The sequence below is a fragment of the Micromonospora matsumotoense genome (genome assembly GCF_050951065.1).
Taxonomy (GTDB): domain Bacteria; phylum Actinomycetota; class Actinomycetes; order Mycobacteriales; family Micromonosporaceae; genus Micromonospora; species Micromonospora matsumotoensis.
On sequence record NZ_CP192025.1, the window covers coordinates 2,309,715 to 2,323,651 of the forward strand.

At 73.5% G+C, this 13,937-nt stretch carries 14 protein-coding genes; 6 read left to right on the forward strand and 8 right to left on the reverse strand.

Going from position 1 to position 13,937, the window contains the following annotated elements; all coding sequences use genetic code 11:
• Positions 1-207: 207 nt before the first annotated feature.
• The 3 genes from ACQP1S_RS10235 to trmB all read right to left on the reverse strand — a co-directional run bounded on the left by ACQP1S_RS10235 (position 208) and on the right by trmB (position 4,333).
• Positions 208-852 (reverse strand): hypothetical protein, encoded by a 645-nt coding sequence (locus ACQP1S_RS10235; protein WP_432905602.1) that lies wholly within the window; start codon positions 850-852, stop codon positions 208-210.
• A gap of 121 nt (positions 853-973) precedes the next feature.
• Positions 974-3,487, reverse strand: a complete 2,514-nt coding sequence (locus ACQP1S_RS10240) for a DEAD/DEAH box helicase (protein WP_432905605.1) — start codon at positions 3,485-3,487, stop codon at positions 974-976.
• 216 nt (positions 3,488-3,703) lie between these two features.
• The gene (trmB, locus tag ACQP1S_RS10245) at positions 3,704-4,333 is read right to left on the reverse strand and encodes a tRNA (guanosine(46)-N7)-methyltransferase TrmB (protein ID WP_218108218.1); all 630 of its coding nucleotides are present in this window, start codon (positions 4,331-4,333) and stop codon (positions 3,704-3,706) included.
• A gap of 215 nt (positions 4,334-4,548) precedes the next feature.
• Between trmB and ACQP1S_RS10250 the strand changes: the two genes are divergently transcribed.
• The 3 genes from ACQP1S_RS10250 (at position 4,549) to ACQP1S_RS10260 (ending at position 7,421) form a co-directional block, all read left to right on the forward strand.
• Entirely contained in the window at positions 4,549-5,190 is a 642-nt protein-coding gene (locus tag ACQP1S_RS10250) for a hypothetical protein (protein ID WP_432905608.1), read from the forward strand.
• Positions 5,187-6,011, forward strand: a complete 825-nt coding sequence (locus ACQP1S_RS10255; RefSeq protein WP_432907948.1) for a class F sortase — start codon at positions 5,187-5,189, stop codon at positions 6,009-6,011. The genes ACQP1S_RS10250 and ACQP1S_RS10255 overlap by 4 nt, the downstream gene beginning before the upstream one ends.
• Before the next feature lie 147 nt (positions 6,012-6,158).
• Positions 6,159-7,421 carry a lanthionine synthetase LanC family protein gene (locus tag ACQP1S_RS10260; protein ID WP_432905611.1) on the forward strand — a complete coding sequence of 421 codons (1,263 nt, stop codon included), beginning with the start codon at positions 6,159-6,161 and terminating at the stop codon, positions 7,419-7,421.
• A 160-nt stretch (positions 7,422-7,581) separates the two neighbouring features.
• Here the strand turns inward: ACQP1S_RS10260 and ACQP1S_RS10265 are convergent, their stop codons facing one another.
• From ACQP1S_RS10265 to ACQP1S_RS10275, 3 genes are all read right to left on the reverse strand, one after another.
• Entirely contained in the window at positions 7,582-7,899 is a 318-nt protein-coding gene (locus ACQP1S_RS10265; RefSeq protein WP_432905614.1) for an antibiotic biosynthesis monooxygenase family protein, read from the reverse strand.
• A gap of 341 nt (positions 7,900-8,240) precedes the next feature.
• Complete coding sequence (locus ACQP1S_RS10270; RefSeq protein WP_432905617.1) at positions 8,241-8,495, reverse strand: flavin reductase; 255 nt, start codon at positions 8,493-8,495, stop codon at positions 8,241-8,243.
• Positions 8,492-9,046 (reverse strand): hypothetical protein, encoded by a 555-nt coding sequence (locus ACQP1S_RS10275; RefSeq protein ID WP_432905619.1) that lies wholly within the window; start codon positions 9,044-9,046, stop codon positions 8,492-8,494. The genes ACQP1S_RS10270 and ACQP1S_RS10275 overlap by 4 nt, the downstream gene beginning before the upstream one ends.
• A 347-nt stretch (positions 9,047-9,393) precedes the next feature.
• Between ACQP1S_RS10275 and ACQP1S_RS10280 the strand changes: the two genes are divergently transcribed.
• Both ACQP1S_RS10280 and ACQP1S_RS10285 read left to right on the forward strand, forming a co-directional pair.
• Complete coding sequence (locus tag ACQP1S_RS10280; RefSeq protein ID WP_432905622.1) at positions 9,394-10,161, forward strand: DUF5753 domain-containing protein; 768 nt, start codon at positions 9,394-9,396, stop codon at positions 10,159-10,161.
• On the forward strand, positions 10,158-10,349 hold the full coding sequence (locus tag ACQP1S_RS10285; RefSeq protein WP_432907950.1) for a DUF397 domain-containing protein: 192 nt from the start codon (positions 10,158-10,160) through the stop codon (positions 10,347-10,349). The genes ACQP1S_RS10280 and ACQP1S_RS10285 overlap by 4 nt, the downstream gene beginning before the upstream one ends.
• Positions 10,350-10,492: 143 nt before the next feature.
• Here the strand turns inward: ACQP1S_RS10285 and ACQP1S_RS10290 are convergent, their stop codons facing one another.
• Both ACQP1S_RS10290 and ACQP1S_RS10295 read right to left on the reverse strand, forming a co-directional pair.
• Complete coding sequence (locus ACQP1S_RS10290; protein WP_432905625.1) at positions 10,493-11,290, reverse strand: exodeoxyribonuclease III; 798 nt, start codon at positions 11,288-11,290, stop codon at positions 10,493-10,495.
• Between the two features lie 185 nt (positions 11,291-11,475).
• A complete protein-coding gene (locus ACQP1S_RS10295) occupies positions 11,476-12,396 on the reverse strand; it encodes a proteasome assembly chaperone family protein (protein WP_091246600.1) in 921 nt (306 codons plus the stop codon).
• A 420-nt stretch (positions 12,397-12,816) separates the two neighbouring features.
• Between ACQP1S_RS10295 and ACQP1S_RS10300 the strand changes: the two genes are divergently transcribed.
• On the forward strand, positions 12,817-13,722 hold the full coding sequence (locus ACQP1S_RS10300) for a peptidase M23 (protein ID WP_432905629.1): 906 nt from the start codon (positions 12,817-12,819) through the stop codon (positions 13,720-13,722).
• Positions 13,723-13,937 lie beyond the last annotated feature (215 nt).

Sequence of the window (13,937 nt, forward strand, 5' to 3'; positions counted from 1 at the left end):
ATCTGGTGTTTTCCCTGCGCCATTATGCATCGATATAGATGGAACTGATTTCCGCAACACTCTACGGGCCGGGTCGCCTCGGCAGGTGATCGGAGCCGTCTTTGGGGAAGTCTGCAACGACGGACAGATCGGACGGCGGCGCTGCCGCCCGATCTGTCATATACAATTACTCATGTCAATTAATAAAGCGGCGCTCCCCGAGCTGGGTCAGGCGGCGGTGGACCAGATGGCGCGGAAGGCGGCGGCCTCACCGGCCAGCCACTGCTCGACCTGGGCCGACCTGACGTGCTCGGGCGTCCGGTGCGCCACGCCCCGCCGGACGTCGACCAGGACCGGCTCGGCGTGCGGCAACACCGCATCCATGTGTCGGGCCATCAGGTGCAGGGTGGCCAGGGCCGCCTCCTCGCTCGGCGGGGCCTCGTCGAAGTGCAGCCGGACCGCCTCGGCGTGACCGTCGGCGTACCGGATGCCGAAGTGGGGGTTGATCTTGACGGGTAGGTCGCCGAGCATCGCGAGGGCGTCGCGGGTCTGCGCCAGGTCGATGCCGGCCGGCTCGCCCAACGACTCCAGCCAGGCCGTCGCGCCGGGCACCAGCGCCTGGTAGAGCGGACGCCAGCGCGGCTTGACCACGTCGGCCACGCCGGCCAGGTGGGTGCCGCCGGTGTGGAAGGCGATGTCGGCCTTGAGCGCCTTGACGAACTGGCCGTGCGGGTTGAAGCCGTGCCGGCTGGCCCGCTGCTTGCGCAGCCCGCCGACGAAGCTCGCCTTGGTGGGCCCGGTGCGGTCGACGTACCGGGTGAAGCCGAGGAGGGTGGCGTACGGCGTGAGGGGGGCGGAGGTGGGCGCGGTCATGGGCGTCCTCCCAGCTCAGAAGGTCGATTAGTACATACATTCTAATCGACGGTGGTGACATCGCCCAGGGTGCAAAAGGGGCCGTCCGGACGCACCGGACGGCCCCTTCGAAGAAAAGAAGCTAGAGCTGCCCGACGTCCGTCACCCGGACCACGGCGGCCCCCGCCTCGTCCGAGGCGGCCAGGTCGACCTCGGCGCTGATCCCCCAGTCGTGGTCGCCCTCCGGGTCGTCCAGGATCTGCCGGACGGTCCACTTCTCCCGCCCCTGCTCGATCATGAGCAGCGCCGGCCCCCGGGCGTCCGGCCCCACCCCGATCCCGTCGTACGCCTCGAAGTACGGCTCCAGCGCCTCCGCCCAGGCGTCGGCGTCCCACCCGGTCGCGCCGTCCAGCTCGCCGAGATCCCACCAGCGGCGCAGGGCGGCCAGCTCGACCCGACGGAACAGCGCGTTGCGGACCAGCACCCGGAAGGCGCGGGCGTTGCGGGTGACCGCCGGCACCCGCTCCTCCAGCGACGCGTGGGCCAGGGCGGCGTCCGCGACGTCGGAGGGGTTGCGCAGCCGCTCCCACTCGTCGATCAGGCTGGAGTCGACCTGGCGGACCAGCTCGCCCAGCCACTCGATGAGGTCGATCAGCTCCTCGGTCTTGGCGTCCTCCGGGACGGTCTGCCGCAGCGTCTTGTAGGCGTCGGCGAGGTAGCGCAGCACCAGCCCCTCGGACCGGGTCAGCCCGTAGAACTGTACGAACTCGCCGAAGGTCATCGCGCGTTCGTACATGTCCCGGACGACGGACTTGGGGGAGAGCTGGTGGTCGGCGACCCAGGGGTGCCCCTGCCGGTACATCTCGTACGCGGCGTGCAGCAGCTCGGCCAGCGGCTTGGGCCAGGTCACCTCGTCGAGCAGCTCCATGCGGGCCTCGTACTCGATGCCGTCGGCCTTCATCGCGGCGACCGCCTCGCCGCGCGCCTTGAACTGCTGCGCGGAGAGCACCTGGCGCGGGTCGTCGAGGATCGACTCGATCACGCTCAACACGTCCAGGGCGTACGACGGGGACTCGGCGTCGAGCAGCTCGATGGCGGCCAGGGCCAGCGGCGACAGCGGCTGGTTGAGCGCGAAGTCGAGCTGGAGGTCGACGGTGAGCCGGACCCGTCGGCCGGTCTCGTCGGGCTTGTCGAGCTGCTCGACCACCCCACCGGCGCGCAACGCCCGATAGATGGCCACGGCCCGGCGGATGTGCCGACGCCGGGCGGCGGCGTCCTCGTGGTTGTCGGTGAGCAGGTGCCGCATCGAGGCGAACGCGTCGCCGGGCCGGCCGATCACGTTGAGCAGCATCGAGTGGCTGACCTGGAAGCTGGAGGTCAGCGGCTCCGGCTCGGCGTCGACCAGCCGCTGGAAGGTCGGCTCGCCCCAGCCGATCGAGCCCTCCGGCGGCTTCTTCTTGACCACCTTGCGCCGCTTTTTGGGGTCGTCACCGGCCTTGGCCAGGGCCTTCTCGTTGTCGATGACGTGCTCGGGGGCCTGCACCACCACCCGCCCGAGGGTGTCGAAGCCGGCCCGCCCGGCCCGGCCGGCGATCTGGTGGAACTCGCGGGCCTTGAGCAGCCGGGTGCGCACCCCGTCGTACTTGCTCAGGCCGGTGAACAGCACGGTGCGGATCGGCACGTTGATGCCCACGCCCAACGTGTCGGTGCCGCAGATGACCTTCAGCAGGCCGGCCTTGGCCAGGGTCTCCACGAGCCGGCGGTACTTGGGCAGCATGCCGGCGTGGTGCACGCCGATGCCGTGGCGCACCAGCCGGGACAGCGTCTTGCCGAAGCCGGAGGTGAACCGGAAGTTGCCGATCGCGGCGGCGATCATGTCCTTCTCGGCCCGGGTGCAGACGTTGACGCTCATCAGCGCCTGGGCGCGTTCCAGCGCGGCGACCTGGGTGAAGTGCACGACGTACACCGGGGCCTGCTTGGTCTCCAGCAGCTCTTCGAGCGTCTCGTGCAGCGGCGTCATCGCGTACGAGAAGATCAGCGGGACCGGCCGCTCGGCCGACCGGACGACGGCGGTCGACCGCCCGGTGCGCCGGGTCAGGTCGTCGACGAACCGGGTGGTGTCCCCCAGGGTGGCCGACATCAGCACGAACTGCGCCTGCGGCAGCTCGATGATCGGCACCTGCCAGGCCCAGCCCCGGTCCGGCTCGGCATAGAAGTGGAACTCGTCCATCACCACCTGGCCGACGTCGGCCCGCGCCCCCTCGCGCAACGCCAGGTTGGCCAGGATCTCGGCGGTGCAGCAGATGATCGGGGCGTCGGCGTTGACACTCGCGTCGCCGGTGAGCATGCCGACGTTCTCCGCGCCGAACACCTCGCAGAGCGCGAAGAACTTCTCCGACACCAGGGCCTTGATCGGGGCGGTGTAGAAGCTCGTCCGGTTGTCGGCCAGGGCGGTGAAGTGCGCCGCGATCGCGACCAGGCTCTTGCCCGAACCGGTCGGCGTATTCATGATCACGTTCGCGCCGGAGACGATCTCGATGACCGCCTCCTCCTGGTGCGGATAGAGGTCCAGCCCCCGCTCGGACGCCCAGCCGGCGAACGCGTCGAAGAGGGTGTCGGGGTCGGCGCTTCGAGGCAGCGCGGCAGTCAGCGTCATAGCGCCCCCATCGTGCCCGCACCACCACCCCGCACGCCAGCCGGGCCACCCGGCCCCCGGCCGCTGCGGCCTCACCCGCCCCCGCCTGTCGTGGTCCGGCCGGCCTTGCCCAGGTCGGGGGCGGGTCGAAGTCGCGGGATCGCTGAGCTGCGGCATCGCCGGCGGACGGATACCGCCGGCCGGGCGGTATCGCACCGATCGCGGAGACCTCGTCGGTCAGGGGCGGCGGCGGTGGATCAGGTCGAAGACGGGGCGGCCGGCGGTCAGCGCCCGGCGTTCGAACTTGGTCACCGGGCGGTGGTCGGGGCGGGGCGCATAGCCTGCGTACACGTCGTCCAGCTCGGGGTCGGCGGTGAGGGTCGAGCGCATCGACCCGGCGTACTCGGCCCAGTCGGTGGCGCAGTGCAGGGTCCCGCCGCCGGTCAGCCGGGAGCGCAGCAGCGCCACGTGCGCCGGCTGGATGATCCGCCGCTTGTGGTGCCGCAACTTGGGCCACGGGTCGGGAAAGAACACGTGCACCGCGTCCAGGCAGCCCGGCGGCATGGCCCGGACCAGGTCCAGCGCGTCGCCCTCGGCGATCCGGACGTTGCGCAGACCGTGGCGCTGCACCAGGTCGAGCAGGTGGGCGATGCCCGGGGTGTGCACCTCGACCGCCAGGTAGTCGCGGTCCGGGTCGGCGGCGGCCATCGCCGCGGTGGCGTCACCCATCCCGGAGCCGATCTCCAGCACCACCGGGGCCCTGCGGCCGAAGAACCCGGCCGGATCGACCGGCCCGTCGAGGTCGGCGATCCCGATCCCGTACGCCGGCCAGAGTCGGGTCAGCGCGTCGGTCTGCCGACTGCTCATCCGACCCCGACGGGGATGGAAGGTGCGGATCCCGGTGGCCGGCGGGGCCACCGGGACGGCGGGGTTCGGGTCGATGGGGGTCACAGCGACCCGAGCGTACGCGACGGTTCCGCCGTATCGGATGTGCCGTCGGGCGGAGGGTGAGACGATTCATCCCGTACGGCAGGTCGGCGTCCGGGTCGGTCCGGCGCTGCCCGGGGGCGCCGGAAGGGGGAATGGTGTCGATCGCGCTGCACCGCACCGCGCTGGCGGTCGCCGTCGGTGCCCTCGTCCCCGCGCTGTGGCACGCCGCCCCGCTGTCCGCCGCCCCGCTGTCCGCCGCTCCTTCGGCGGCTGCTCCGTTGGTCGCCGTGCCGGTGGTTGCGGTGCCGGTCGCCGCTGCGGTTCCCGCGCCCGGTCAGCCCGCGCCGGACCAGGGTGGGGACCCGCAGCCGCCGCCCGGCGTGCTCTTCGTCGAGGTGACCCCGGGCACCGTCGAGCCGGGTTACCTGGTCGGCATCGAGGCGAGCTGCCACGACAACTCGATCCCGGCGACCGTCGTCTCCGACGCCTTCGGCCGGGTCCAGGTGCAGCCGCAGCACGGGCTGCTCACCGCCGCCCCGATGGTCAAGGACCGGGTCCGGCCGGGCAACTACCGGATCAAGCTGGAATGCCCGGACGGGGCGACCGCCTCCACGGCGCTCCAGGTGGTCAAGAAGGTGAAGCCGAGCCCCGGGCCGCACACCGGCTTCGGTGGTGCGACCGGCGGCGGGCTGCCCGGTGGGCTGCTGGTGCCCGGCGGGCTGGCACTGACCATCGCCGGGGCCGTCGTCGGGATCGTGGCGGCCCGTCGGCCGCGTGGCGTCGCCGGGAGCTGACCATGCCCCCACCGCCGGTCCCCTCAGGTCCCCGTAACGGCCCGACCCCGCAGCCGCCCACCTCCGGCCCGCAGATCTTCCACCCCACCCCGCCGCCCGCCACTACGCCCCCCGCCACGCCGGTACCGCCGTACCGTGGCCCGGCCGGTGCGCCGTCGCCAGCGGGCGTGGCACCGCCGGGTGCGGGGTCGACGCGTGGTCCCTGGTCGGTGCCGCTGGCCGTGCTGCTGGTGTTGCTCGGCGTCTTCGCCACCGGTGCCGGGCTGGGGCGCACGGTCGGGCCACTGGACTGGACCGACACGCCGCCGCAGCGTCCGGCGGCCGATGCCCGAACGAGCCCCCCACCAGGCAGCCTGCCGGCCAGCCGACCGGTCCGGCTCACCGTCCCGGCGATCAAGGTGGCCGCCCCGGTGGCCCCGGTCGGTCAGGCCCGGGACGGGTCGATCGACGTCCCACCGCTGGACCGGCACCACGAGACCGGCTGGTACGACCGGGGCCCGACCCCCGGTGAGCCGGGCCGGGCGATCATCGTCGGCCACGTCGACTCGAAGGACGGGCCGTCGGTCTTCTACGACCTGCGCAAGCTCAAGCCCGGCGATCGGATCGAGGTGACCCGGGACGACCGCCGGGTGGTGGTGTTCCGGGTCGACTCGGTGGAGTTCTTCGACAAGTCGGCCCTGCCCGCCGACCGGGTCTATGGCGACAGCGGAGCGCCGGCCCTGCGGTTGATCACCTGTGGCGGCCAGTGGATCGGCGGGCGTACCGGCTACGCCGACAACGTCGTCGCCTTCGCCTCGCTGGCCGAAACCCGCTCACCCTGACCCCGCCCGCAGGCACCGGCCGGGCCCCGTTCCCCCCGACCCCGCGCCCGCAGGCGCCGGGCCCTGTTCCCCCTGATCGACGCGGCCCGTGCCGCGCACGATATTGCGGGGACGCGGTCGGGCGGCGGTGGCAGGATCGGCGCGGTGATGGCGGACGTGGTGCGGCAGGCGTTCAGTTGGATCGAGTCGGTGGCGGTGCCCGCCGACGGTGGTCTGGGGTGGCAGGAGGCGGGCGAACGCTTCGACGATCTCTATGCCGGGACCGCCGGGGTGCTGCTCGGCTGTGCCGAGGCCATGGCCACCGGCCGCCATCCTGTCGTCACCACGACGGACGGTGGCGTCGCCACCGCAGCGGGGTCGGCGCTCGACCGGGTCGCGGCCGGTGCCCGGGGCCGGTTGGTGCATCTTGCCCGGCACGAGCCGGACGCCTCGACGATGCCCGACGACGGGTTGTTCGACGGCTGGGCCGGGGTGGCGGTCGCGTTGCGCGCCTGGGCCCGGGTCTCCGGCGACCGGGCCGCCCTCGACACCGCCGCGTCGGTGACGGCAGGGATCGCCGAACGGCTGCTGCACCGACCAGTGGACCCGGGCCGGTGTGCCGACGTCATCTCCGGCGACGCGGGCATCCTGCTGGCCCTCCTCGACGCCCTCGACGAGGGTTCCGACAGCGTGGTGGTGCAGGCGGCCCACGTCCTCGCCGACGGGCTGGTGGGGCTGGCCGAGGAGCGGCCCGACGGGCCGCACTGGCGGATGCGGGCGGGGGACGAGCGCCTGATGCCCGGCTTCTCCCACGGTACGGCCGGCGTCGCCTACGTCCTCGCCACCGCCGGCGTCACCCTGCACCGCGACGATCTGCACCACATCGCCGTCCGCGCCGCCGACGGCCTGCTGGCCCTGGGTCGCCACCCCGACGGGTGGGCGCTGCCGCTGTTGGTTCCGCCCCGCCCGGACCGCCCGGCGGTCACCTTCGGCTGGTGCCACGGCCCGACCGGTACGGTGCGACTCTTCGCTCTCCTCGACGCCGTCGACCCGCAGCCCCGCTGGGGGCAGGCCGTCGAGGAGTGCCTGGGGGCGCTGCGCGACAGCCGTGTCCCGCAGCGGCTGTACCCGGGGTACTGGGACAATCTCGCCCGCTGCTGCGGCACCGCCGGGGTCGGGCAGGTGTTGGTCGACCGCTTCCAGGACGCCGCCGACCCTGCGCTGCTCACCTGGGCGAACACGCTCGCCGAGGACGTGCTCGCCCGTACCGTGTCCACCCCGGCGGGCGGCACCTGGTCGAACACCGCGCACGCCAGGACCCCGCCGGAACTGCCGCCGGAGCCCGGCTTCATGCAGGGTGCCGCCGGCATCGCCGGCTGGCTCGCGCGGCTGGCCGCCCCCGCCACCGCGCCCGTCCTGCCCTGGCTCTGACCGTCCGCCGGCCGTCTACTCCTGCGGGTGGCGTCGACCATGTCGATCGGTACGGCCGTGGCAGGTCGACGTCGTCGGACGGTCCCCGTCGAGCTGACGGTGCCGGCCCCCGTCGGGCCGGTGCCGGTGGAGTCCCGGCGCGGCCCGACGGCATCGCTGTTCAGCCCTTGCCGGTCACCTGCTGGACCACCTCGAACTCCAGCAGCGTCGCGCCGGAGGCGACCGGTCGCCGCTGCTCGCCGCCCTCGCTGGCGTGCGCGGCCCGGGATGGCCCGGCGGCCCACGCCTGGTACGCCTCCTCCGTCTCCCACCGGGTGTAGACGAAGTAGCGGCTCTCCCCGGCGACCGGGCGCAGCAGCTCGAAGCCGAGGAAGCCCGGGGAGTTCTCCACCGCGCCGGCCCGCGCGGCGAACCGCTTCTCCAACTCCTCGCCGGCACCGGGCGGGACGTCGATCGCGTTGATCTTCACGACTGCCATCCCACCACCCTAGCCCCGCCCCTGCCGCCGGACCGTCCGGCGGCCAGCCTGGCCGTACGCCGTCGGTGGCGCCCGCGCGACGCGGAGCTGCCGTGCAGGATGCGGCGGGCGGACCCGGGGCGGTGCGTGGTGCGCGGGCTGCGGGGCGTGGGCGCATGCCGAGCGCGGGAGACGCGCTTCCGGCGGGGGGAGCGCGGAGTGCACGCGGCTTTGTGGAGAGTTGTTGTCGCCAGGGGCGCAACAACTCTCCACAATCCGCCTGCGTCGCCCGGCCGGGTGGCGGGCGGGGGCGGGCAGCCGCCGGCAGAGTGGTGGGGAGAGGCGCGGCCGGCGCGGGAGGGTCAATCGGCGGGCGTGCGGGCCCAGGTCAGGAAGCGGTCGGTCAGGTCGGCCTGGCGACCGCTGTCGAGCTGCGTCAGGTGGTCGGTCGCCTCCACCGACAACCGGGACAGCAGGATCAACAGGCCCGGCCGGTCGCCGTCGTACCTCGCGAGGAGCGCGAGTTTCGCCTCGCCGCACGGCCAGGGCCGCGCGTCGACCCGGCACAGCCAGATCGGGCGTACCGGCGTGTGGGGACCAGTCAGCGGTGCGGTCACCGCGTCACCGCCGACCCGCGTACCGGTGCCGGGCCTGGTCGGGCGGGGCGCTGCGGGTCCGCCGTCGCCCGGTGCTGCGGGACTGCCGGCCCGGGCCTCACAGCGGCCTTCCCTGGCTGCCGGCCCGCCGTCCGCAGTGGCGCGGCCTTCGGCCTTGACGGCGCGGCCTTCGGCCTTGGCGGTGCGGCCTCTCCTCCTGGCTGCCGGGCCGCTGTCCGTGCCGGCCCGGCCGGTGGCCCCGGCTGCGGGGTGAGCCGGCGGGCACCCGCCGGCATCAGGAACAGGGTCCGCCGCCGCACCGCGTCACCGGCACCATTCAGCTCGTACGCGTCGATCCACACCCACCCGTCGTACGTGTGCCAGCCGGTCAGCACCCGGATGACCCGGACCGTGATCGGCCGGCTGAACTGCACGCTCGCCTCCCTGGTCAGGTGCAGCAGGTCACCGGCGGCGACGGCTACCCCGGGCACTGCGGCCCCCGGTTGCGCCGCCCCGCCCAGCGGTGCGCCGGCACGACGCCGGTGATCCGGCCCGGCCGCGAGTTCGGTCACCGCGTCCTCCTCGCACCGGATGCCCCGGTAGGGCGGGATGAACGGACCGATCGGGCCGGGGACGATCGGGCGCGCGGGTGGTGGGGACGGCGGGGGCGGTGGGTTCGGGGCGGGTGGTGGTTTCGGCTGCTCCTCGGGCACGGCGGGGTCCCTTCTGTCCGTGGGGTGTTGGAGGAGGGGCCGTCCGGTCCCCTCCTACCGGGCGGCCCCTCGGCAGACGCGACCGGTGGGGATCTCACACCGACCGGCGGCGTCGCTCTGAAAACCACCCTGCCGAGAGTTGCGGTCCGAACACACCGCGTAGCAGGATGGCGGCGAACGTTCAGAACGTCCGGAGGGGACTCGGGATGAATCGGGCAGTGATCGAGGCGATGACCCAGAGCGGCGAGACCGCCGAGAGTCTCGCCTCCCGGGTGGGGGTCGACCCCAAGACCGCCGCGCGGTGGGCGAGCCACGGACGGATTCCCCAGACCCGTCACCGCGCCCAGGTTGCCATGGCGCTGGGCAGGGACGTCCTGGAGCTGTGGCCGGAGGCGCTGCGGCGGCGCGAGCCGGTGTGGTTCCGCCGGTGGGCCGACATCGAGCGTGAGGCGATCGCGTTGCGCGGGTTCGAGCTGGCCTGGATTCCCGGGCTGCTGCAGACCGAAGCCTACGCGCGGGCGACCCTGGCGGGTGAGACGCTCACCGAGGAGGAGGTCGACCAGCTCACCAAGGCGCGGATCGGCCGGCAGTCGGTCCTGCACCGGGCCCGCCCGCCGTTGCTGGTCGCCGTCATCGACGAGGCGGTGCTCCGCCGGCCGGTGCGGGGGCGGCCCGAGCTGATGCGCGAGCAGTGCGCCCACCTGGCCGAGTGCGCCGAGCTGCCGACGGTGCAGGTGCACGTGGTCCCGGCGGAAACGGGAATGTACGCCGGCCTCGGCGGACCGTTCATCGTGGCCGACCTCGACGACGGGACGCGGGTGGCGCATGTGGACGGTCAGGTGCGCGCGCAGATCATCGATCAGCGTCAGGATATCGCTACCTTGGAGCAGCGGTGGGCGCGCATAGTGGGGGAGGCCCTGCCTCGGGCGCAGTCCCTGGATCTCATTCGGAAGGTGGCGGCAGCATGGACGTGACCGGTGCGCGGTGGCGTAAGAGCACCAGGAGCGGCAACAACGGCGGCAACTGCGTCGAGGTGGCGGACAACCTGCCCGACGTCATCCTCGTCCGCGACACGAAGGACCGCGACGGCGGGATGCTGACCTTCGCGCCGGCCGCGTGGCGCGGCTTCGTCGACCTGGCCAAGGCGTCCCACCCCCGCTAGCCGACCTGGCCAAGGCGTCCCGCCCGCCAAGCTGTCCCGTCCCGCCAGCCCGCCCCGCCAAGGCGTCCCGACCCGCCAGCCGTCCAGCCGGGGCGTCCCGCCCCCGCTGGGCGGGCAACGGCGGCGCTGCCCGGGGCGGCGGGTCAGGGCGTGTCGACGGCCGGCGGGAGGTCGGTGTCGACCACGATCGGGGCGTGGTCGGAGGGGCCCTTGCCCTTGCGGGCTTCCCGGTCGACGTACGCGGAGCGGACCGTCGCGGCCAGTGGCGCGGAGGCGTACACCAGGTCGATCCGCATGCCCTTGTTCTGGTGGAACATGCCGGCCCGGTAGTCCCAGTAGGTGTACGGGTGCGGCCCCTTCATCGGGGTGGGCACCACGTCGCTGAGCCCGAGGTCGCGCAGGGCGGCCAGGGCGGCCCGCTCGGCGGGGGTGACGTGGGTGGAGGTGGCGAAGAGCGCCGGGTCCCAGACGTCGGCGTCGGTCGGGGCGACGTTGAAGTCCCCGCAGACGGCGACCGGCCCACCGGCAGCCACCTCCGGCGACAGGGCGTCCCGCAGCGCGGCGTACCAGGCCAGCTTGTAGGCGTAGTGCGGGTCGTCGACCGCCCGGCCGTTCGGGACGTACACCGACCAGACCCGGACTCCGGCGCAGGTGGCGGCGATGGCGCGCGCCTCGGGCTGCGGAAAGCCCGGTTCGCCGGGGAATCCGACGGTGACGTCGGTCAGGCCGGCGCGGGACAGGATCGCCACCCCGTTCCACCGGCCGTCGCTGTGGCTGGCCACCTCGTAGCCCAGCTCACCGACCTCGGCGACCGGGAAGGCCCCGTCCGGGCACTTGGTCTCCTGCAGGCACACCACGTCGGGGGCGGTGCCGGCGAGCCAGTCCAGCAGCCGGGGCAGCCGGGCCTTCACCGAGTTCACGTTCCAGGTCGCCAGGCGCATGTGCCCAGCCTGCCGCATCCCGGCCCACCCCGCCGGGTCGGCCCGCCAAGCCGGCGACTCCGCCGGGCCGGGACTCCGCGCGGCCGTCCGGTGAGCGGCGGTGCGCCGACCGGGGCCGACCCGCCCGGCGGCACTGGCGTGGCGGCGTCCCGGGTGGGGATCGCCGCCGTCGGCGTACGGGTGGGTCAGGCGCCCGGGGTGTCGCCGGGTCGGGTCTGCTCGGCGAGGAAGCGCTCCAGCTCGGCGCCCAGCTCGTCGGCGGTGGGCAGCGGGCCGGTCTCGGCGGCGAGCAGGTTCTTCTCGCCCCGTCCCCGGGCGAACGCGTCGTACTGCTCCTCCAGGGCGGTGACCAGTGCGGCGGCCTCGTCGGTCTGGGCGACCTGCCGGTCGATCTCCACCCGGACCACCTCGGCGGCGGAGCGCAGGCTGTCGTTGGGCAGCAGCAGGCCGGTGCTGCGGGACACCGAGGAGAGCAGCACCTCGGCGGCGGCCGGGTACTCGGTCTGCGCGACGTAGTGCGGCACGTGGGCGGAGAAGCCGAGGGCGTCCCGGCCGGCCTGGCCGAGCCGGTATTCCAACAGGTGCCCGACGCTGCCCGGGACCTGCACCCGCTGCAACCACGGCTCGTAGCCGGAGATCAATTCCCGGCGGGTGGCGTGCGCGGTGACCCCGGTGGGCCGGGTGTGCGGGACGGCCATCGGGATCGAGTTGAGCCCGACGGTGAGCCGGACGTCGAGCCGGGCGGCCACCGCGCTGACCGCCGCCACGAACCGCTCCCACTGCAGGTCCGGTTCCGGGCCGGTGAGCAGGAGGAACGGCGTCTCGTCGTCGTCGTGCAGCAGGTGCAGGGCCAGCTCGGGGGCGTCGTAGTCCTCCCAGTGGTCCTCGACGAAGGTCATCACCGGGCGGCGGGACCGGTAGTCGAAGAGCTGGTCGACGTCGAAGGTGGCGATCGTGCGGGCGTCCAGCGAGGTGAGCAACTGCTCGCGGGCCAGCCGACTGGCGTTGCCGGCGTCGACGAAGCCGGTGAGCGCCTGGATCAGCACCGGCTGACCGAGGTCGGGCAGATCGTCGGTGAGCTGGTACAGCTCGTGTGGGTCGAGCACCGGTCGGACCTCCTGAGGAAACGCGCGTACGGGCGGGCCGTGCGCGGACGGCACCCGGTTCGGGGAACGTACCCGTCGGCGTCATCCATTCCATCACTGGGCGTGTCGTGACCGATCCGGCTACCAAACCCGGAGGAAGCCACCAATTCACCGATGGTGCCGGGGGTGGCTCGGTCGGACGGTTCGGGCCTGTCCCCCAAAAGGGGGACATGATGGATCATGCTGCCGGCCGGGGTGCTCTGGGCGCTCGACCACGCGGGACGACATGCCCCGGGTTTCCTGACCGTAATGCCGGTTGCGGGTGGTCTGTCACCCCGGCCGTGCGTCCAGGGCCGGCGTCCCGCCGGTGGGTCGACGATTGTGATGAGGGCCACTCTGTGACGGTGGGTCACCGGAAGAGGGCATGTCTAGCCTCGGCGGATGCGTGACGACGACACCATCGACGACCAGGGCGCCCCCGGGGGCATGACTGGCCGTTCGGACGACACCCCCTCGTCCGTTCAGGTCGGCGTTCTCGGTGAAGCCCGTACCCGCCGTTCCCTCCGTACCCGCCTCGGCGGACTCGTTAACCTCCGACGCCGTCCGGCCCGGACCCGGGTGGCCCTCGCCGCCGGTGTGCTCTGCTGCCTCGGGGCGACCGCCGTCGCCGGCGCACAGGCCCTGCCGGCCGAGCGGGCCGACGACCGGGCCGGCACCGAGGCGGCGCTCGCCGAGCGCAGCCAGCAGGCCGCCTCCCGCGCCGAGGTCCGTACCCCGGTCACCATCGTTCCCGACGCCACCCCTGCCAGCCCGACCACCGCCAGCCCCACCACCGCCGCCCCCACGCCGAGCGCGACCAGGACCACCAGGCCCAAGCCCCGACCCAAGCCCAAGCCGAGGCCGAAGCGGATCGTCCCGGTGGCCGGCCTCGACCAGGCCCAGATGGACAACGCCAAGGAGATCGTCAAGGCCGGGCGGGCGATGGGCGTCCCGCGCCGGGCCCTGGTCATCGCGGTGGCCACCGCGATGCAGGAGAGCAACCTCTACAACTACGCCAGCGGTGTGCTGCCCGAGTCGCAGAACTACCCGCACCAGGCCATCGGTTGGGACCACGACTCGGTCGGGCTGTTCCAGCAGCGGCCCAGCAGCGGCTGGGGCGAGGTCGGGCAGCTGATGGACCCGGCGTTCGCCACCCGGGCGTTCCTCAACGCGCTGCTGGAGATCCCCGGCTGGGAGGACCTGCCGCTGACCGTCGCCGCGCAGGCCGTGCAGATCTCCGCCTACCCCGATCTCTACGCCCAGCACGAGTGGCGGGCGACCGAGGTGGTCGCCGCCGTCCTGGTCTGACCCTCCCGTCCCGATCTGAGCCCTCCCGCACCGACCTGAGCCCCCCGTCCTGACCTGAGTGGTCCTACCCGGGGACCCGGCCCGCCCGAGCCTGCCTCGGGCGGGCCGGCTCCGTTCGTGTCGGACCGGCATCGGTGGTTATCCTCCATCGGACACAGTGGACGGTTGGCGATTGCTCGGATCGGGTACACATGACGCAGGACATCCGATCGGAG